The sequence below is a fragment of the Arthrobacter sp. MMS18-M83 genome (assembly GCF_026683955.1).
Classification (GTDB): Bacteria; Actinomycetota; Actinomycetes; order Actinomycetales; family Micrococcaceae; genus Arthrobacter.
Window position 1 is genome coordinate 209,074 of sequence record NZ_CP113343.1, and the last position, 18,086, is coordinate 227,159.

Genomic DNA, 18,086 nt, shown 5'->3' on the forward strand with positions numbered 1-18,086 from the left:
GTGGTTGGTCAGGCGCAAAATTGCTCGGCGAGGGCCTCGCAGCTTCGTCGAACTGTGTCGTCCCATGCCACGGGGTGCGGCGTGCGCATGCAAATAACTCATACGGGCCCGTTGTGCTCAGGTGCGGCCAGGGCCGACTCGGTTACGCGAGGGATAGAAAGAGCTTTTCCAGCTCTTTCCGGTCCAGGCTGGTGTCCTCGCGGGAGATGCATTGCTCCAGGCCGCTGGCGATGATGGCGAAGCCTGCCCGGTCCAGGGCCTTGGAGACGGCGGCGAGCTGGGTGACGATGTCCTTGCAGTCCCGGCCCTCCTCGATCATCCGTGTGACAGCGGCCAGTTGGCCCTGCGCGCGTTTGAGCCGGTTGATCACCGGGGTCAGTTCTGTTGCATCAAGCTGCATCGGGCATCTCCTATCGAGGTCATGACCTCCATCATATACCCCCAGGGGTGTCTTGCATACCCGGAGGGGTATCTGTAATACTCGGTGGGGTATCCAGCCTGTGTCTTGAAAGGACATCCGTGACTTCCCCCTCCCCTTCAGCCAGCCCCACCTTCACCGCACTGGCCCCGGAAACCCTCGAAATCTGGTTCCGTGAACACCAGGACCTCGTGGTGCTCGATGTACGGTCCGCGGCCGAGTTCGAATCGATGCACATCCGCGGCTCCTACAACGTCCCCCTGCCGCTGCTGTCCGAACACACCGAGGAACTCGCCGCCCGGCTGGGCAGCCGCGTTGTGCTTGTCTGCCAGTCCGGGGCACGGGCCGAACAGGCCCGGCAGCGCCTGGATGGGGCCGGCCTCGGCACCCCCTATGTCCTCACCGGAGGGGTTCCCGGGTTCGCCGCGGCAGGCGGCGACGTGCTCCGCGGCAAGGACCGCTGGGACCTGGAACGCCAGGTCCGCCTCGCCGCGGGCTCCCTCGTGGTGCTGGGCCTGGCCGGCGGCAGGTTCGTCTCCCCCAGGATCCGGATGCTTGCCGGCGCGATCGGTGCGGGCCTGACCTTCTCGGCCGCGACCAACACCTGCGCCATGGGCCGGGCCCTGTCGGCCATGCCGTGGAACAAGGCCGCCGCCATAGAGCCCACCCGCGAAACGGCGATCCTGCGACTGCCACGGGCTTCGGCCCGGCAAAGCCCGGCGGCATGATCGCCGCGCTGGCGCTCGGATTGTTGGTCGGCGTCGTGCTCGGCGTCGTGGGCGGCGGCGGGTCGATCATTGCCGTCCCCGCCTTGGTCTATGGCGTGGGTCTGAGCCCTGCGCAGGCCATTCCCACGTCCCTGCTGGTGGTAGGCGTCTCATCGCTGGCAGCCTTGATCCCGCGGTTCCGCGAGGGCATTAACTGGCCCGTGGTCCTGATGGTCGGCGCCGCCGGCATCCCGGCAGCCTGGGGCGGCACGGCCATAGGAAGGCTGCTGGATCCGAACATCCTGATGCTCGCGTTCGCAGCCCTGATGGTGATAGCCGGGATCCGCATGCTGACCCGCACCCGCGAAACCGACGGTTCCTGCAGCACCGGGCCCAACCGGGCCTTCCGCACCTGCGCCCCCAAAGCCGTCGGCGTGGGACTCCTGGTGGGGTTCCTGACCGGACTCCTAGGCGTGGGCGGCGGATTCCTCATCACGCCAGCCCTCACGCTGTTCCTCGGACTGCGCATGAAACAGGCCGTCGGATCATCCCTGGCCATCATCGTGATCAACTCCGTGGCAGGCTTCAGCGCCCACGCGGCCGGATTCACCATCGAGTGGCCGACCGTCCTGGCCTTCGGCATCCCGGCGATCCTCGGCTCACTCGTTGCCGCCCGGCTCGCCCGCCGGCTCAAGGAGAACCATGTCCGCGTCTCGTTCGCGGTGCTGATCTTCGCCGTCGCGGCCTGGGTCACGGCCAGCACCGTCACGGCCTGACACACCATCCACACCCAGCAAGGAGAACACGCATGGGCCTGATCAATTCCCTGAAAAAAGTCTTCAACAAGCCCTACAAAACAATCACCGTGGCCGAAGCCAAGGAACTCATGGCATCCGGCGCCACCCTGATCGATGTCCGCTCCACCCAGGAATGGCGCACCGGCCGCGCACCCCAAGCCAAACACGTTCCCCTGGACCGACTGCAGTCCAGCACGGCGGGGATCCAGAAAACCAGGCCCGTGATCGCCATATGCCACTCCGGTGTCCGCTCCGGGTCCGCAGCCCGGCTCCTCACCGGGCAAGGCTACGAGGCCTACTCCCTCCGCGGCGGCATGGCAGCCTGGCGCCACGCCGGCGAACCCATCCGCCAATAACAGCCGAACCTTGCAACCGGCCGAAACTTAGAAGGAGAACCCCACGGCTGAAATCAGCGTCACCGAAACCGAGCAGCGCCGGGACACCGCCCGGATCCTGGATGTCCGCGAGGACTTCGAAGTCTCCGAAGGCATCATCCCCGGCGCCCTGCACATCCCCATGGACCAGCTGCAGGGACGACTCTCCGAACTGGACCCTGCCGTCCCTGTCATTGCGGTCTGCCGCAGCGGCAACCGTTCCGCCCGCGTCGCCGACGCCCTCAACGGCGCAGGCTTCAGCGCCGACACCATGACCGGGGGCATGACCGCCTGGACCCGGGCCGGCCTCCCCACCACCTGACCCTCCTGCCCTCATGCCCGAGGCCATGGATCGTTCAACCGCATTTCACCTTTGGAAGGACTCGAACCTGGTTATGGCAACCATCGAAATCACCGAACAGAGCTTCACCGAGACCCTGGAGAGCAACAGCATCGTTTTCGTTGACTTCTGGGCAGCATGGTGCGGCCCGTGCCGCATGTTCGCCCCCATCTACGGCGCTGCCTCCGAACGGCACCCTGAAATCACCTTCGCCAAGGTCGACACCGAGGCCGAACAAGGCCTGGCCGCGGCGGCCGGGATCACCGCGATCCCGACCCTGATGGCCTTCAAGGACAAGACGCTGGTCTTCTCCCAGCCCGGAGCCCTCAACGCCACCGGTCTGGAAGAGGTCATCCAGGCCGTAAAGAACCTGGACATGAACAAACTCCGGGCTGATGAAGCCCAGCCGGCCTAATGCATGCGCGGATTGCCAGGCGCATACCCCTTTGCGCTAATACCCCCAAGGGTATTACGCCTGATGACATGGCACGCCGAAGAATTCCCCTCCCCCTACCCCAAGGAGAGCACCAGATGCTTATCGAGCGCATTTACGACGAAGACCTCGCCCAGGCCAGCTACCTGATCGGCTGCCAGGCCAAGGGCGAAGCCATCGTTGTCGACGGCCGCCGCGACATCGCGGTGTACCAGGATCTCGCCGCAAAGAACGGCATGAAGATCGTGGCCGTCACCGAAACCCACATCCACGCCGACTACCTTTCCGGCACCCGTGAACTTGCCGCCGCCACCGGCGCCACCATCTACGTCTCCGGTGAGGGCGGCCCGGACTGGCAGTACGAATTCGACGGCGAACGCCTGTACGACGGCGACACGATCGCCCTGGGCAATATCAGCATCCAGGCCGTGCACACCCCGGGCCACACCCCCGAGCACCTGTCCTTCCTGGTCACGGACGGCGCCTTCAGCGACCAGCCCGGCTACCTGCTCTCGGGTGACTTCGTCTTCTCCGGCGACCTGGGCCGCCCGGACCTGCTGGACGAGGCGGCCGGCGGCATCGACACCCGCTTCGCCGGGGCCAAGCAGCTCTTCGCCAGCCTGCGCGACAAGTTCCTGACCCTGCCGGACTACGTCCAGGTCCACCCGGCCCATGGCGCCGGCAGCGCCTGCGGCAAGGCCCTGGGCGCCATTCCCTCCTCCACGGTCGGGTACGAGCGGCTCTACGCCTGGTGGGGCCCGTACCTGGCCGCGAATGACGAGCAGGGCTTCATCGACGAACTCCTCGACGGCCAGCCCGACGCGCACGCCTACTTCGGGCGGATGAAGCGCGAAAACCGCGATGGTCCTGCCGTCATGGGTCAGCGTACGCCCCTCACTGAGCTGGACACCGCCGACGTCGCCAAGGACCTGGCGGCGGAGAAGGTCACGTTCATCGACACCCGCCCCAACAACGAAGTCCATCAGGGAACGGTAGCCCGTTCCCTGAACGTCCCCGCGGGCAAGTCAGTTGCCAGCTACGGGGCCTGGGTGGTGAACCCTGAGACGGATAAGAACCCGCTGGTGCTGCTGGCGCCGGACCAGGAGCAGGCCCAGGACATGTGGGACCACCTGGTACGTGTCGGCATCGACAACGTCGCCGGCTACCTCACCAGCATTGACGGGCTGCCCACGAGCACTCCGAAGCTGATCCAGCCCGAGGAACTCGACGGCTTCGACGCCGCCATGGTGCTGGATGTCCGCAACAAGACCGAGCACACCGCCGGCCATGTCCCCGGCTCCCACCAGCTCAGCGCCGGGCGCGTCATGTGGCACCTTGACGAACTACCCACCCAAGGCGCCATCGTGAGCTACTGCCAGTCCGGTGTCCGGAACTCCGTGGCCGCCAGCGCCCTGCGCCGCGCCGGGTACGACATCGTCGAACTCGACGGCAGCTACGCAGCCTGGACGATGCGGCAACAGACACGGCAGAACTCCACCGCAGCACTGTAGCCATAAACCGTCCGGGCAGGTCCCCCCTCCCGCCCGGGCACCCAGCCCGGGCGCAAGCGGCTCAACACCGTCCTGGATGACTTCTTTGACCGCGTATCCGCCGCCGGCGTCGAGCACGATCCGGTCAGCACCTGGCCGCGGGACCTTCGGCACCAGATTGAAGCGAGCTGGGAAACGATCCCTGACCCAAGCAACTACCCCGGACGTCCTACTGGCAGGCCACGGTTCATGAATTGCGTGCCGAAGAGGTGACGGAGGCGGTGCGCTTCGTGGCCTGACCGAGCGACGCGCGCCTGCACGTTGCCGGACGTGTTTCACCGGGCGCCATCGCACACGAGGACTCCTCCGGTTCAAACGGGACGGTGTACAGCTGTGTCGTACCCTGACCGATACAGGCTTCGGGTTGTCCTGATGCTTCATTGTCGCTGGGCGGGCCCTCCGCGCAACCAGGGCGCTGCGCTCCGCTCGCAATCCAAAAGTTCGCCCGGCGCTCCTCCGTCGCCTGCCTCCCCGCGAACTTTTGGATTGTTCCCGGTACCCCAAGTTGCACTCCGGCCCCTCAACCCAGCGAAGGCTCCGCTAACAGAACGACGCCGAAACATACCGACACGCCGGGACCCGGCGCGGCCGCCAAAGCCCCAACCAACCCAATGCCACCAATTCAGCAGGGAGTCATGTAGAACGGCCCCCCACGCCACCATGAAGAAGCAAGACCGCAAACCACTCCCCAACCAAGAAGCGAGGCTGAAGACCAACAGAAATGCCCCCGAAGGGGCCTACAAAAAAGCTGATTTGTGCACAGTCAGAGGGCCAAAGGCCCCCTGACCTGCGACAACATTGTGCCCGAGGTGGGACTCGAACCGCATTCCAGGCCTTGCAAACAGTGGGAAGTCCAGAAAATATACCGAATCCGAGCCAGTCCGGCACCGGTAAGGCCCAGTCCGAAGCCAAAAGTGTGACAGTATTGTCAACACCCCCTACCTGCTCCCTCTGGCTCCCGCCAACGTCGCGAATAACAAGGCCGCCTCTTGGTATGGTGAGGGCCGCATGCTGATGGTAGCTACGGCGGGCCGGTCAACGGACGCCGGCGGCAAGCCAAGGACAGCTCAGCTGCCCTTCGGAATCAACAACTGCCGCGGACAATTCCAGCCAGGATCTCCAGACGCTCGGCCACAATGTCACACCGGCAACTGCGCTGAATTCTGCGGATCCAGTTGCAAAGTCCTCCACTCCAGCCACATGAGAACGCGGAGATGCAAGCCGTCCGAGGAGGGATTTACAGCAGCAACCACGGCATCAAACAATCCGGATTGATTTAGTAACTTAACATAGTCCAAAACGGGCGCTGGCACGTAGCCGATTCGTTCGCCCGTCTCAGTTTGGATCGCCTGAGCCCTTGGATCCGCAACGTTGTCTGGCTCTGCAACAACTCGAAGGCCCGCCCCCTCCTTGAGTCGCCCGGAGTCGACCAGCTCCTGAGCTGCCGCGCTTTGATACTTGAGTCCGTGAACAGGCACTAAGAAGCGCAATGAGTCTTCAGCCAGGTCAACCTCCGGCTCGGCAAACATCTCATACGTATCGGCAACTCGTTTTCCAAATGACCGAGCCAAAATCTCAAAGGGGGCGGCGTCAGCAGGGAGTCCGAGCTTCTGCAACCACTCAACTCGATCGGGCCGCCGATGGCTCATGATTCGCCCCGAAAAGAATGGAAAGAGAACGGTTGACTCATAGGTGCGCGAGACGTCACGGAAACCAGGAATTGGTCGGAAGTTGGGGTTGTTCTCAACGCCTGGGAAGTAGCGAAAAGTGTATGTCCCATGGTGTTCCATGGCCCGTCCCAGCAACACGTAGGCTCGCGTCTCAGGATTCTGCCAAGAAACGAGGAGTGAGTTGGTCCTCGGGAGGGTTTCTGGCGTCGAGGGCCGATTCAGCAGCCGAGACATGAAACCAACCTTTCCTTGTTAATGCTGACAATCTTTGCAGCCAGCCTAGTGGCCTCCGCTGACATTTTACTTTGTTCAATGATCCGATTCGCTACCCCAACCTCGAATTGAAGCACAGACTCCCGCCAGTACCGCTGCGCGTCCGGGCCGCACCCTTCCAGGAAGTGCGCTGCGAAATCAACCAGCGAAGTCTTCGTATGTCCCTCGAACCGATACGCTGTGGCTTTCATCGCAAACTGCTTCAGAAGCGCCTCCGACGAGAGCACCCTCGCCAAACGGGGCCCTCTCGTGGTGACGCCAAGAGATGTTGCGTGATCATAGGACGGCGCCAAGTGCATCGTTCCTTTGGGAGTGATTTCGATCGCCCAATTTTCGCTGTGTCGATCGGTGTTCCCAATGAGGGCGTCAAAAATCAGGTATCCAGCGAACCAGTCAACAGCCCTCAGTCCTTCAACTGGGGCCGCGATGGGCGGCTCCAACTGCTCTAAGATCGTTCTGATCCAGTGCTCACTGTGTCCCGTCGAGCCCTTGGCACGCGGGTCGAAGTTCTCTACGAACTCGGACAGATACAGTGATGCGTGTTCGAGCTCGTTGTCCTCGTTGCTGACTATGTTCCGAGAGAGACACCCTCGAGAGCCTTTGAGGTATCCGAGTCGCACGTCGGCTGAAGGGATGCCGAACTGCTGTGCGAGGATGCTAGCCACCAGCTCTGAGCGATCCTCATGCTCGCTGCGGTTCTCTCGGTTCGGCTTATAGATCCAACGGCGGTCCGGCGACTCCGGGTCTCTGAACCAGGTCTTCTCGTTTTCGCCCGATGGTTCATCCCGATCCAACAGCCAGCCCGTTAGGTCCACGGCTTCGAACCGGGGGTCTGATGAGCCCGACAAGCTTCTCCTTTTCGACGTTGAGTAGCCCGAGCTGTGTGGGCTACAGGACCAGCAGTAGCAGTCCAAGAACAGACGGATGACACCGCTACCATCCGATATTCTTCGCCCTCACGTCCGAAGATGCTACGTGCAAGCCTGCCATAGCCCTCCTCAAGCGAGGCTTATCCGTGGTTTGGGGGGTCCAAGTAGCGTAGTTACTGGGGTGGGGAAGCTCGATGTTTCTTCCCGGGAGTGAGCGGACCGGTCACAGGTACTTCGACAGAACCCGCGCGAACCTATCTCCCATAGTCACGAGCCATTCGACGAGTTCCTGCGACTGAGTCTCGTCCAGGAAGTCGCCGGGACGGCTGATGATGAGTTTTGATGCCTTTCGTTCGGGCTTGTCGTCCCACTCGAGGACGAAGCCGAGGCCGGCTTCGATGGCCTCGCGCTGGGCCAGTAACTTCGAGTAGAGCTCCTTGTCGTTGCTGATCCAGAAAAGCGTTGTGGCGAGCTTTTTTTGGGAGTTGACCTGGAGCGAGATCTGCCCACGGGAATCTCCGATGCTGACGTCGTACCAATTTTGCGGAAAGGGCTTGCGCCAAGTGTCGATGTTTGGCGCATTCAATAGGCCGTAGTCCCGTACCCGCTCGAAGAATTCGAGCTGGGCATCCTTCACGGACACCTCCCTTCCGGCCCTGGCCTGAGGCTTGTTCTTCTTGCGGCGTGCAGCGACTGCGTCCCCGTCGACGTCAAGTCCGGCAGCTTCCGCGAGTTCTTCTGCTCCGATGAACTGCCCGGGATCCGCGTGGCCTTGTGCATCGAACCGGAGCCCCTCTTCCGTGAGCACTACGCGCGGGTCATCGACTCGGCCGGGCTCGGTCCAACGGAAACCAGGCGAGATCGTCCCGCCACTCTGCAAAACTCGCCAAGCGTTGGCCATCGGGAAGTTCGCGATTATCGCAGCCAACGGCTGGGCCCAGGTGCCGGCCACGATCGCGACGTCACCATACGAGGTCCAGCGTCCTGCCGGGATTTCGGCGACGATCGAAGCAACTTGGCTGCGCAGCGCTGACGGCTCGTCGCCCACGGCGATGATGCTCTCGTCCGGGCCTGGCCACAGCTCAATAATCTTCTCTGCCAATTCAGCGCTTCGTGCGCTGATCTCGTCGACGCCCCACGTTACGTGCGCGGCGATCGCCTGGTTCATCGAGACACCGCTCTTGGCCAGCATCTCGCGCTTTTCGTCGAACGGCTTGTTGCTGAGCTCGCTGTTGTACCCACTCAGGGTGAGGTTGCCGAGCGTATGCACGACCCGTTCGTGTTCGTAATCGATGTCCGTGCCGGTGCTGAAACCGGCCGCGAACGTATCGCGCACGGAATCAGTCATTGTCTGGGGTAAGACATGTTCTATCGTCAGATGCCTGGGGTCGAGCTCGACGATCTCCTTCGGCCGGCACGCCTCTTCGAGCCACTGCAGGATGAGCTTTTTCTGCGGCCCGCGCCCCTGCCAGTAGAACGCGATCGTCGTGACGGCCTCCCGAACCTGGGGGTCGGTCGCGAAGTACTTGCGGCCGCGGGACAAGTATTCGCGCAGCGCGACATCGATATGGTCCGCATCACTGATCGCACCCACAGCCTGGAGCAGCGTCCGGTTCAGGTTTGCGGTGGCGCGCCCGATCACGATCCGACGCACGAAGTACGACTCCAGATACGTCAGCGCGCGCACAACTTCATGCTCAGCAGCAGTTCCGGCAGCGCGCCGGGCGAGGATCTGCATCACCAATGGATATGCTGTCGTCGAGCCCCAGGCCCGGATCCTGGTGAGGCGACGACGGATCTCAGGGTGCTTCTCCCCCGCAGGCTTAAGAATCGTCGCGAGCACATCACCCAGATTGGCGATACGGATCACCTCTGCCTCGACCTCGTCGATGGTCTTGAGACTCTCGAGCCGATGTTGCTGTCCGACGTAGGTGTCCGACTGCTTCGCCCGTTCGTCGCGCTGAGCGAGATCGAGCCAGAACAACAGCTCGAGATTCTCGGGCTCAAGATTCTTCTCCAGTGGAAGCCAAATATTCTCGTAGACCATCTCTGCCCGGTCTCCGAGCCGCATGAACAAATAGTTCTTGAGCAGGTCACTTTGCGTCAGCCGGAGGCCGGTGTTGTTCAGCGACTCAAAGATACGGTGTGCGTTGTCGGACGGCTCCGCCGTGACGACGACGAGCGCGAGACCGCGCACGACGGCGGCTTCGAGGAGCTCCAGGTCGTAGGGATCGTCCGGGTCGTCCGCCGCGGCGATCTTCGAGCGGAAGAACCGGTAGGCGTCACCAACGGCATCCTCCCCGCCAGCCTGCGGCGCACGATTGAGAACCGCCATGTAAGCGGGCCGATCGGTCTGGGTCGGCATCACCTTGAGCGGCTTGCCGTTGTCGAAGACATTTATCAGGTACTGCGCGTCAATGCCGCTTGCGCGATCGGCATGCCCGGTCTCGATCAGGTGGTCGCGGAGCGCAGCCAGAAGGAGTGTGAGCGTGGTGAGGCGCTGCTGGCCGTCGACGACAAGGAATTTGTTGACGCCGATGGCGCCGAAGTCAGGACTGCTCGCCAGTACCAGAGAGCCGATGAAGTGCGAGGCTTTCGGGTCCTCGCCAAGAGTGCGCCCCAACTCGACGACATCCGACCACAATTGGTCGAGTTGCTTCTTGCCCCACGAGTAGACGCGCTGGTAAAGCGGAACCTGGTACTGCTTCTTGCCTTCCAGGACGCCCGCGAGCGTTCCGTTCTCCGCTCGAACCACACATGCCTCCCTAGGGTTTTGATAATGGAACGAGACTACATGGAGAAGTTTTCGTGGGCCCCGACGTCGGCCCCCGGGCCAGCGTGCCTAAGCCCGCGCATGCAATCGAGCAACAGCCACCCGTGGCAGCGTCAAGACCTGCGACCCGGAGCATCTCGTGTAAAACTCGAAGGGACCGCCGAACTGCGGCCGACGACGACCCCCGGGGGATCCCATGACCGACACCGCTGCACAAGTCTTTGACCGAGACTTGAAGGGTCTTCTGGACGGAATAGACTCCCGGTTGCCGAAGCCGTTCCCGGAATGGCCAGGCGGGTACCCGGACCAGGTCGAAGCGGCGCTTATCGACGCCGTCCTGTCCATCCGGGCGCGATATGGCAAAGCCGACACAGGCGTCCGTGCCGCCGTGAGCCGCTACAAGGACGCCGTAGGCGATCAAGCCCCGAATTCCCTGCCACGTCTCGCCGATTTTGACGCGGTAAAGCTTGCCAAAGTCCTTCACAACCACCAGATGACGGGCAACGAAACAAAAGCTGCCGCGATCGTGCAGGCCGCCCGCGCCCTCTCCGGCATCGGCGTCGAAACAGCCGCCGACACCGATCCCCAGGATCCCGGCCACAGAGCCGCCTACGTGAACGTGCCGGGACTCGGCCCGGTGACCTGGTACTACTTCACCATGCTGATCGGCGCCCATGACATAAAGCCTGACACCTGGGTAAAACGCTTCGTAAAGCTCGCCCTCGAAGCCCCCGAGCTGGACGCTGACGAATACGTGCGCCGGCTGGTAAACGCCGCCGCTGCGGAGCTGGACGTCGATCCGCGAGTCCTGGACCACGCCATCTGGCTGTACATGCGCAGTCGCTAGGCCTAGCCCGGCTCGATCAGATAACCCACTGTTTGCCAGTGGGTCAAAGGACCGTTCGGCGGGAATGGAACTATTGGGTCCACCACGGTGAGTCGTCATCCCGCCGCTGATCCGCGGCCGCAGCCGTAACCCGTGACGCCAGGTCGGCCCACTGGGTCGGTCCACCGGAGAGTTCGCGAACTTTGGCGATTCCCAGGCTTTTCAGCCCGGTCGCGGATAAAACGCTGCGGGGTACGACGTGGAACTCCCATTGGAGAACGTCCAGCTGGTCATACTTGGCGTGGTCGGTCTCAGTGTGTGCGCAGAAAACGTAGACCATCGCGTTGAAGCGTCTTCATGCAGGATCCATGCCGTCTCCCGGCGCGCGGGGGTGGTAGCGCGTTCCTTGCAAACCTGAGAACGACAGGGCGCTGATTTTCTTCTGCTCCCAGGACTGCAGATAGGCCGATGACTTGATTTCGATGGTGATGTCACCGAAGAGTAAATCGTAGGAGTCCCACTCGACCCGCTTCAGATCTTTGATCCCGAGGGCTTTGCCGACGAGGAACTCGGCAAGATATCCGCGCGCGTTGTTCATCCGCAGATCACCGAGAGCGAACTGCCAAAAGTCCCGGACAGTCGTTCCTGGCATCCCGGTAAACTGCTCATCACCCGAAAGACTAAGCGACGCAGGCGGAACCAGCCACTGAATCTCGTCTGTCATGCACGGAGCATACAGTTTGAACTGTCCCAGCGGGAGGACTGACTGTCCAGGAATCCGGCCTCTCAGCCGGACGCCCGACGGCACAACACCGTCCCCCCTTCGCGGCGTCGGCACACTCTTCCCGTCAGACTCCGGCCTATTGGTCCATCGACGTGGATAGCAGCAGGACTGATCTCCGCTCCGCAGTAACACACACGCCGGGTGGTGGTGACCTCCCCCTGACGATCCCATGCTTGATTCTCCTCTTCGTCATTCTGCGCAAAACGGGCAAATAAGAGATAGGTCGGGGAAAAGTGAGGGTGCAACGGTGCGTTTGTTGCCGTCCAAGAGCGGATGAAACCTGGCCACCAAGTCAAGGAGTGCACGCGCCTACATGGCCAGCTCCGGAAAGGGTTCGGCGCCAATAACCGTTGTCATCGGTCGAGCAATTGCAAGAACGGCAGAGCTTTGTCCGGGATGCTGATGCTAACACGCACCGACAACCCACACGGCGTCTGGATAAGGAGAGTCGGACCTGAGCGCTATAGTTCCCGCAATGGATGATTTGATCGTTCTTGGACAAGACGGTACAGCTATAAGCATTCTGTTCCCCAGTGTTCGTGCAAGCGATCAGTGAGGAAAATTCGAGAAGAGGGACAATGACACAGTGGGGGGAGCACCAGGCGGCGCTCAAAGTATGGCGTGACGGGCTGGTTGGGCTGACCCGACAGAGCGCGCTCATCAAATTCCGTGCCCCGAAGGCTTCATCGCTTCTAATCGACTCACCACCCGCGGACGAAGTCTTGGCTCGCCTCCAGTCTGGAAAAACTCACGCATTCCGGGGCGAACTCGGCCTGGGCGATCCGGACGCGCCGAAGCCACCGCCGCTGGGCAACTTCTTCCACTCCTCCCGGCCCGATAGCGAGGTCGGTCCGGTCGTTCGCAACCTCATGCGCAAGGCGTCAGCAGAGTTCCTTGACCGGGGGCTCTCGGTGTTGTACATAGCATTCGGCCTACTCGACTGGCGCGACGTCGACGATAGCTCAATGGTCTCGCCGATCCTGTTAGTACCTGTCCAGCTGCTGCCCGAGGGCCCGAAGGGCACACCGCGGATCACCGAGGGGGAAGACGACCCGGTGCTCAACCCGGCGCTAACCCTCCGCCTCAAAGAATTCGGCATCGACCTGCCGACTGCCGAGGACATCGAGGGGCTCTCTGTCTCCGAGACGCTTGCAGCGATCCGGCGAGCGTTAGGGAAGACCAAAACCTTCACCGGCTGGACTCTGCGCGACGCCACCTACTTGGCAACGTTCTCGTTCGCGAAGGAGGCCATGTTCAAAGACCTTCTGGACAACGAGTCGAGGATTCTCGAGCACCCCATCGTGCGGGCGATCGCAACTTCAGACCCGACCCAGCAGTCGCCGGAGTTCCAGTTCGAGCCAATCGACCCCTCCGAGATCGACAGACTCTGCCCGCCAGAGCTGACACCTCTCGTGCTCGACGCCGATTCCTCGCAGCGGGCGGCGGTCGCTGCCGCTTTGGCAGGCAAGACATTCGTCATGGACGGTCCTCCGGGAACCGGCAAGTCGCAGACCATCGCAAACATGATCGGTGCACTGCTCCACACCGGCAAGACAGTCCTCTTTGTATCAGAGAAGATAGCGGCACTCGACGTGGTGCGCAACCGTCTCGCTGCCGCCGGACTCGGCTCTTACCTTCTCGAGCTCCACTCGCACAAGGCGAGCCGTAAGGAAGTGGCGGCCGAGCTGCTCAAGACGCTGGACAGCGTCCCCAAGCCTCCGACGGCAATGCCGACCCTGGCCCGACAGGGCGTGAAGGAGCGTAGAGAGCAGCTCAACGACTACGCGGCCGCCATGAACGAAGTCCGGAAGCCGCTCAACATGTCCCTGCACCAGGTGCTGGGTACGTACGCAAACCTCTCGACCGCACCGATCGCACCTGTCCCTGAGAAAGCCCCGACAGACCTCACCGAGGCCGAATACTTCGAGATCCAGGAGACGCTCTCGAAGCTGGTTCGTGCATGGCGACCCGCCGCGCACGGCGGTTCGTTCCTGTGGCGCGAGGTCATCGACGATCAGTCACTCGAAGTTCGGCTCTACCAGGTCGAATCCGCGCTGGAGGAGCTGAGCGGCACGGTCGCGCTTAGTAACAAACTCGTCGACGCGTTCAACCTGAGGAAGCCGTCCGACATACCGCGCCTGATCAAGCTCATCGAGCACCAGCACCTGCCACACCCCAGCGGCATGATGGAGCGATGGCTCACCGCCGACTCCACGCAACCGTTGCTGTCGACTCGCGCCGACCTCGGTCGTCAGATGGCCCAGCTCAAGGACGCTGAAGAGAAGGTCATGCAAGCCGCCGGCGTTCCGTGGACCGAGCTGCCGCAACCGGAGGCCGCACCGCCAAGCCCCACCCCGGTCTCCGTATCGCCATTCCCTGTGGACCTCCAGACTGTTTCGGCTTCTGATCTGACCCGGACCGCCGACCGCTTCGAGGCGCAGGCGAACCTGCTGGGCGAACGGACCTTATCCCTGTCGTCGCTCGCCATCACCCATGGGCTCCCGCCGGTCTCGATGTTCGCCGACATGGATCGTTTGACCCGCATCATCGATCTGCACACCCAGAACACTCGACCCGACCGACGTTGGTTTACCCCAACGGGATTGGCTGCGGCGCGTGCGGCCGCAACCACGCTTCGTGAACATGTCACCGCTCTAAACGATGCTGAGGCCAAGGCATCCTCGTTATTCACCCCCGAAGCCCTGAAGGCACCGCTGGCTGAGCTGCAGGACCGGTTCACGAATCTGCACAAAGGCCTGAAGAAGCTGAGCGGCAACTACCGGACGGACAAGAGGACTGTCGCCGGACTGTTAACCAATGCCGCCGACGTGAAGAACGGCATCGGTCACCTCTCCGATGCCATCGCGTGGGGTGAGACGAGCAAGGCCTTCGACACTTTCGCCGCCGCACACGGCAAGACCCTCGGGGCACATTGGGCAGGGCGAGAAACCAACTTCGAGTCACTCGATGCCGCCTTCAACATCGTCGAGGAAGTTCTCACTCTCACCGCCAACACCGTGCCCGCACCGCTTGTCACCTACCTGACCGCCAGCGAGTCCAACCACGCCCGCCAGACAGTGGCCGATACCGCTCGTGCCGACATCGACGAGTGGATGCGGGGACTCCAGCCCAGTCCGGCGTTGGCCGGCCGCCCTGAACTCATCCTCGAACCCATCGGCCAAGCAATGGACTGGCTCACTGCGCACGTCGAGCCCATGCGGCGCGCCGCGGCCCGCATCAATGCCGTGGGAAGCATCACGGGCGAAAACCACTCGCTCGCCGAGGCCAACAATCTCCTCACGCTCGCCGGGAACGCCAGGCACGCGAGCGAAGAACTGAGCGCAGCCGAGTCGGTCTACCGGACCATGCTCGGCGACTACTTCAACTTCGGAGACACCGACATCGAAACCCTCGACGAGGCCATCGCCTGGGCAGTCGAGCTCCGATCGATCGCCAACGGACCCCTGACTTCCGGGCAGGTGAAGGCCCTCGCTGATTCCACACCTGTAGACGCGATGCGTCCTGCCTACGAAAAGTGGACGCAGGCCCGGGACCGCGTGATCCAGGCCTTCGCCCCAACCCGTCACCCCGAGCTGGCCCAGGAGTTCGACGACTTCCACGATGCGGTGGAGCTTATTAACGACTTCCGGGCCGATACCGTCGGCCAACAGGAATGGTTCGATTACCAGCGGGCGTACGGGGACCTCGCCAAGCGGGATCTCGATACCGCCGTCAACTTCTGCATCGAACAGCGTCTCAGGGAGCACGACGTCCCCAACGTGATCACGCGCGCTCTCCTGCGCGGCTGGTGCGACGCTGTCATCCAAGGCGACGCGCGTATCCGTCCAATGTTGGCAACCGATCGCGAGGCGCTCGTCGAGGAGTACCGCACCCTCGATCGCGACCTGATCAAGGCGTCAACCGCCGACATCATTCTCGCCGCCAACACGCGCCGCCCCGCGAACACAAGCATGGGCGAGTCGGCCGTCATTCGCCGCGAAGGCGGAAAGCAGAAGAAGCACAAGCCGGTGCGCGAGCTCATGGCTCTGACACGCAACGTCACGCCCAGCATCAAGCCGGTCTTCATGATGTCGCCGCTGGCGGTTTCGCAGTACCTGCCCTCAGATATGGAGTTCGACGTCGTCATCTTCGATGAGGCCTCGCAGGTCACCCCCGGCGACGCCATCAACTGCATCTACCGAGGCCGGTCCCTCATTCTCGCCGGTGACGACAAACAGCTGCCGCCCACCTCGTTCTTCGAGCGCAATGCTGACGATGACGACGAGGAGGAAACCGACGTCAAGGATTTCCAGTCCATTCTCGAACTCACCAAAGCCTCCGGCGCGTTCAACAACCTCGGCCTGCGCTGGCACTACCGCTCACGCCATGAAGACCTGATCGCCTTCTCTAACTACAAGTTCTACGAAGGCAAGCTCGTCACTTTCCCCTCGGCCCACGCCGAAGGCGAGGACGTCGGCGTGGAGTTCTTCCACGCACATGGCATATACCGCCGCGGCGGCGGAGCCTACAACTCCATCGAAGCCGCCAAGGTCGCCGAACGCGTCATCGAACACTTCACCAAGCGCCCCGACCTCACTCTCGGCGTCGTAACCTTCTCCGTCGCGCAAGCTGACGCAGTCCAGGACGCCATAGACGAGGCACGTGTCCGCCGACGTGACCTCGACCGGTTCTTCGACACGGAAGACCGTCTCAACGGCTTCTTCATCCGGGCCCTGGAACAGGTCCAAGGCGACGAGCGCGACGTGATCATCTTCTCAGTCGGCTACGGACCCGACGAAGCAGGTAAGATCTCGACCAACTTCGGCGCGCTGAACAAAAACAAAGGTTGGCGACGCCTCAACGTCGGAATCACCCGCGCCCGGCAACGCGTCGAGGTCGTCGCTTCCATGCACGCGGGACAGATACCGCCCTCGACCAACGAGAACGTCGAGTACTTCCGCGCCTACCTCGACTACGCCGAGAAGGGGCCACAAACCCTCGCCGTCCCGTACTCATCCACAGGTCTCGACCCAGACTCACCATTCGAGGAATCTGTCATCGCCGCCATGCAGGCCTGGGGCTACACCGTCGAACCGCAGGTCGGAGCCGCCGGCTTCCGCATCGACATCGGGGTACGCCACCCCGGTTACCCCGGCATGTTCGCCATGGGCATCGAATGCGACGGCTACCAGTACCACTCAGCTCCCGCCGCCCGCGATCGCGACCGGCTCCGCGACCAGATCCTCACCGGCCTCGGCTGGCGACTTCACCGAATCTGGGGCACAGCCTGGTACCGCGACCGCGCCACCGAGGAACACCGCCTGCGCGCCGCTGTCCAGGACGCCATCAACGCTCCCCTCCGGGGCCGGACCAAGAAGGCGGCGGCGATTGAACGACCCGTCGTCGAGACAGAGCAGGCCGACATGGGCGCGTCGCCGACCTGGGCAACCCCGTACCAGGTTGCGCCAGCGCGACCCTTGCCACACTGGGTCGACCCCGGTGAGGCCGGCAGCCACCTCCACATGGTCGACGCCATCCAGACTCTGGTCGACCACGAAGCGCCGCTCCACCTCGACGTCGCCTACGAACGTCTCCGGGACTGGTGGAACGTCGGCCGCATTGGCTCCAACATCCGCGGCAACATCAACCTCGCCGTTCAACGGGCACAGGTCGTCCGCGACGGTGACTTCCTCATGATCCCCGGCAGCGACATCACATCCGTCCGTACCCCCACACGGAAGGCCGCTCGCAAGGTTGAGCAAGTGCACTCGGAGGAACTCGCCATCGCGACAATCCTGACCATCCGCGATGTTGGAGCGGCCAACCGCTCGGAGGTCGTGCAAGGCGTAGCCCGCGTGTTCGGCTGGACCAGAACTGGACCCTCTGTCGATCGGCAAATCAACGGGGCCATCGACCGGCTCATCGCCGAAGGTGACATCGCTTGCTCAGGAGACGACACCTTGACTCTGGTGAGGTCGCTCTAAGCCTGCGCGTATGGCATGGGGGATCCGCTTTGTGCGCACGCGGCCTGGTGCCGCGATGACATCTCTGTGGCGGACAGAGTTCAAGCAAAGACGACCCCGAGAGGCTGGAGCTCTCGGGGTGGTCCGTTTTCCAGACAGAGGCTCATGGTCCAGAAAGGGCTGGACTGACACCAACTAGATCGATCTGAATCAGGGGCTTTGGCGTATGGCTCCGCGGTCAGCACATGGACAAACAACTCAGGGGAAGGCAGACCGAAAACGTTCTTGGTCCGATCGCACGTCAGGCTT

General features: G+C 62.7%; 14 protein-coding genes. 8 read left to right on the forward strand and 6 right to left on the reverse strand.

What is annotated here, in order from left to right; genetic code table 11:
• Positions 1-142: 142 nt before the first annotated feature.
• Positions 143-400, reverse strand: a complete 258-nt coding sequence (locus OW521_RS01010) for a metal-sensitive transcriptional regulator (RefSeq protein WP_268022164.1) — start codon at positions 398-400, stop codon at positions 143-145.
• 119 nt (positions 401-519) lie between these two features.
• Here OW521_RS01010 and OW521_RS01015 point away from each other — a divergent pair, with 119 nt between their 5' ends.
• The 6 genes from OW521_RS01015 (at position 520) to OW521_RS01040 (ending at position 4,580) form a co-directional block, all read left to right on the forward strand.
• On the forward strand, positions 520-1,146 hold the full coding sequence (locus OW521_RS01015; protein WP_268022166.1) for a rhodanese-like domain-containing protein: 627 nt from the start codon (positions 520-522) through the stop codon (positions 1,144-1,146).
• Positions 1,143-1,901, forward strand: coding sequence for a sulfite exporter TauE/SafE family protein (locus OW521_RS01020; protein ID WP_268022168.1), 759 nt, complete (start codon positions 1,143-1,145; stop codon positions 1,899-1,901). Before OW521_RS01015 ends, OW521_RS01020 begins: the two co-directional genes overlap by 4 nt.
• A gap of 32 nt (positions 1,902-1,933) precedes the next feature.
• On the forward strand, positions 1,934-2,278 hold the full coding sequence (locus OW521_RS01025; RefSeq protein WP_268022170.1) for a rhodanese-like domain-containing protein: 345 nt from the start codon (positions 1,934-1,936) through the stop codon (positions 2,276-2,278).
• A 52-nt stretch (positions 2,279-2,330) separates the two neighbouring features.
• Complete coding sequence (locus OW521_RS01030; protein WP_268026096.1) at positions 2,331-2,618, forward strand: rhodanese-like domain-containing protein; 288 nt, start codon at positions 2,331-2,333, stop codon at positions 2,616-2,618.
• A 73-nt stretch (positions 2,619-2,691) separates the two neighbouring features.
• Positions 2,692-3,051: a thioredoxin gene (gene trxA / locus OW521_RS01035; protein WP_268022172.1), complete on the forward strand. Its 360-nt coding sequence runs from the start codon at positions 2,692-2,694 to the stop codon at positions 3,049-3,051.
• A gap of 116 nt (positions 3,052-3,167) precedes the next feature.
• Positions 3,168-4,580 (forward strand): MBL fold metallo-hydrolase, encoded by a 1,413-nt coding sequence (locus tag OW521_RS01040; RefSeq protein ID WP_268022174.1) that lies wholly within the window; start codon positions 3,168-3,170, stop codon positions 4,578-4,580.
• 1,178 nt (positions 4,581-5,758) lie between these two features.
• Here OW521_RS01040 and OW521_RS01045 read toward each other — a convergent pair.
• From OW521_RS01045 to OW521_RS01055, 3 genes are all read right to left on the reverse strand, one after another.
• The gene (locus OW521_RS01045) at positions 5,759-6,409 is read right to left on the reverse strand and encodes an HIRAN domain-containing protein (RefSeq protein WP_268022176.1); all 651 of its coding nucleotides are present in this window, start codon (positions 6,407-6,409) and stop codon (positions 5,759-5,761) included.
• Positions 6,410-6,507: 98 nt separating this feature from the next.
• A complete protein-coding gene (locus OW521_RS01050) occupies positions 6,508-7,410 on the reverse strand; it encodes a HipA domain-containing protein (RefSeq protein ID WP_268022178.1) in 903 nt (300 codons plus the stop codon).
• Positions 7,411-7,654: 244 nt separating this feature from the next.
• On the reverse strand, positions 7,655-10,186 hold the full coding sequence (locus OW521_RS01055; RefSeq protein WP_268022180.1) for a DUF4268 domain-containing protein: 2,532 nt from the start codon (positions 10,184-10,186) through the stop codon (positions 7,655-7,657).
• A 214-nt stretch (positions 10,187-10,400) separates the two neighbouring features.
• Between OW521_RS01055 and OW521_RS01060 the strand changes: the two genes are divergently transcribed.
• The gene (locus tag OW521_RS01060; RefSeq protein ID WP_268022182.1) at positions 10,401-11,051 is read left to right on the forward strand and encodes a hypothetical protein; all 651 of its coding nucleotides are present in this window, start codon (positions 10,401-10,403) and stop codon (positions 11,049-11,051) included.
• Positions 11,052-11,121: 70 nt separating this feature from the next.
• Here the strand turns inward: OW521_RS01060 and OW521_RS01065 are convergent, their stop codons facing one another.
• Both OW521_RS01065 and OW521_RS01070 read right to left on the reverse strand, forming a co-directional pair.
• Positions 11,122-11,370 carry a hypothetical protein gene (locus OW521_RS01065; RefSeq protein ID WP_268022184.1) on the reverse strand — a complete coding sequence of 83 codons (249 nt, stop codon included), beginning with the start codon at positions 11,368-11,370 and terminating at the stop codon, positions 11,122-11,124.
• A gap of 15 nt (positions 11,371-11,385) precedes the next feature.
• Positions 11,386-11,754, reverse strand: coding sequence for a hypothetical protein (locus OW521_RS01070; protein ID WP_268022186.1), 369 nt, complete (start codon positions 11,752-11,754; stop codon positions 11,386-11,388).
• Positions 11,755-12,392: 638 nt separating this feature from the next.
• Here OW521_RS01070 and OW521_RS01075 point away from each other — a divergent pair.
• The gene (locus tag OW521_RS01075; protein WP_268022188.1) at positions 12,393-17,798 is read left to right on the forward strand and encodes a DUF3320 domain-containing protein; all 5,406 of its coding nucleotides are present in this window, start codon (positions 12,393-12,395) and stop codon (positions 17,796-17,798) included.
• Positions 17,799-18,086 lie beyond the last annotated feature (288 nt).

Excerpts from the sequence above, each read along its gene's own strand:
- OW521_RS01075 (WP_268022188.1), top strand. The coding sequence starts at position 12,393 with ATGACACAGTGGGGGGAGCACCAGGCGGCGCTCAAAGTATGGCGTGAC.
- OW521_RS01060 (WP_268022182.1), top strand. The coding sequence starts at position 10,401 with ATGACCGACACCGCTGCACAAGTCTTTGACCGAGACTTGAAGGGTCTT.
- OW521_RS01010 (WP_268022164.1), bottom strand. The coding sequence starts at position 400 with ATGCAGCTTGATGCAACAGAACTGACCCCGGTGATCAACCGGCTCAAA.
- OW521_RS01045 (WP_268022176.1), bottom strand. The coding sequence starts at position 6,409 with ATGGAACACCATGGGACATACACTTTTCGCTACTTCCCAGGCGTTGAG.
- OW521_RS01065 (WP_268022184.1), bottom strand. The coding sequence starts at position 11,370 with ATGGTCTACGTTTTCTGCGCACACACTGAGACCGACCACGCCAAGTAT.
- OW521_RS01020 (WP_268022168.1), top strand. The coding sequence starts at position 1,143 with ATGATCGCCGCGCTGGCGCTCGGATTGTTGGTCGGCGTCGTGCTCGGC.
- OW521_RS01040 (WP_268022174.1), top strand. The coding sequence starts at position 3,168 with ATGCTTATCGAGCGCATTTACGACGAAGACCTCGCCCAGGCCAGCTAC.
- OW521_RS01025 (WP_268022170.1), top strand. The coding sequence starts at position 1,934 with ATGGGCCTGATCAATTCCCTGAAAAAAGTCTTCAACAAGCCCTACAAA.
- trxA (WP_268022172.1), top strand. The coding sequence starts at position 2,692 with ATGGCAACCATCGAAATCACCGAACAGAGCTTCACCGAGACCCTGGAG.
- OW521_RS01070 (WP_268022186.1), bottom strand. The coding sequence starts at position 11,754 with ATGACAGACGAGATTCAGTGGCTGGTTCCGCCTGCGTCGCTTAGTCTT.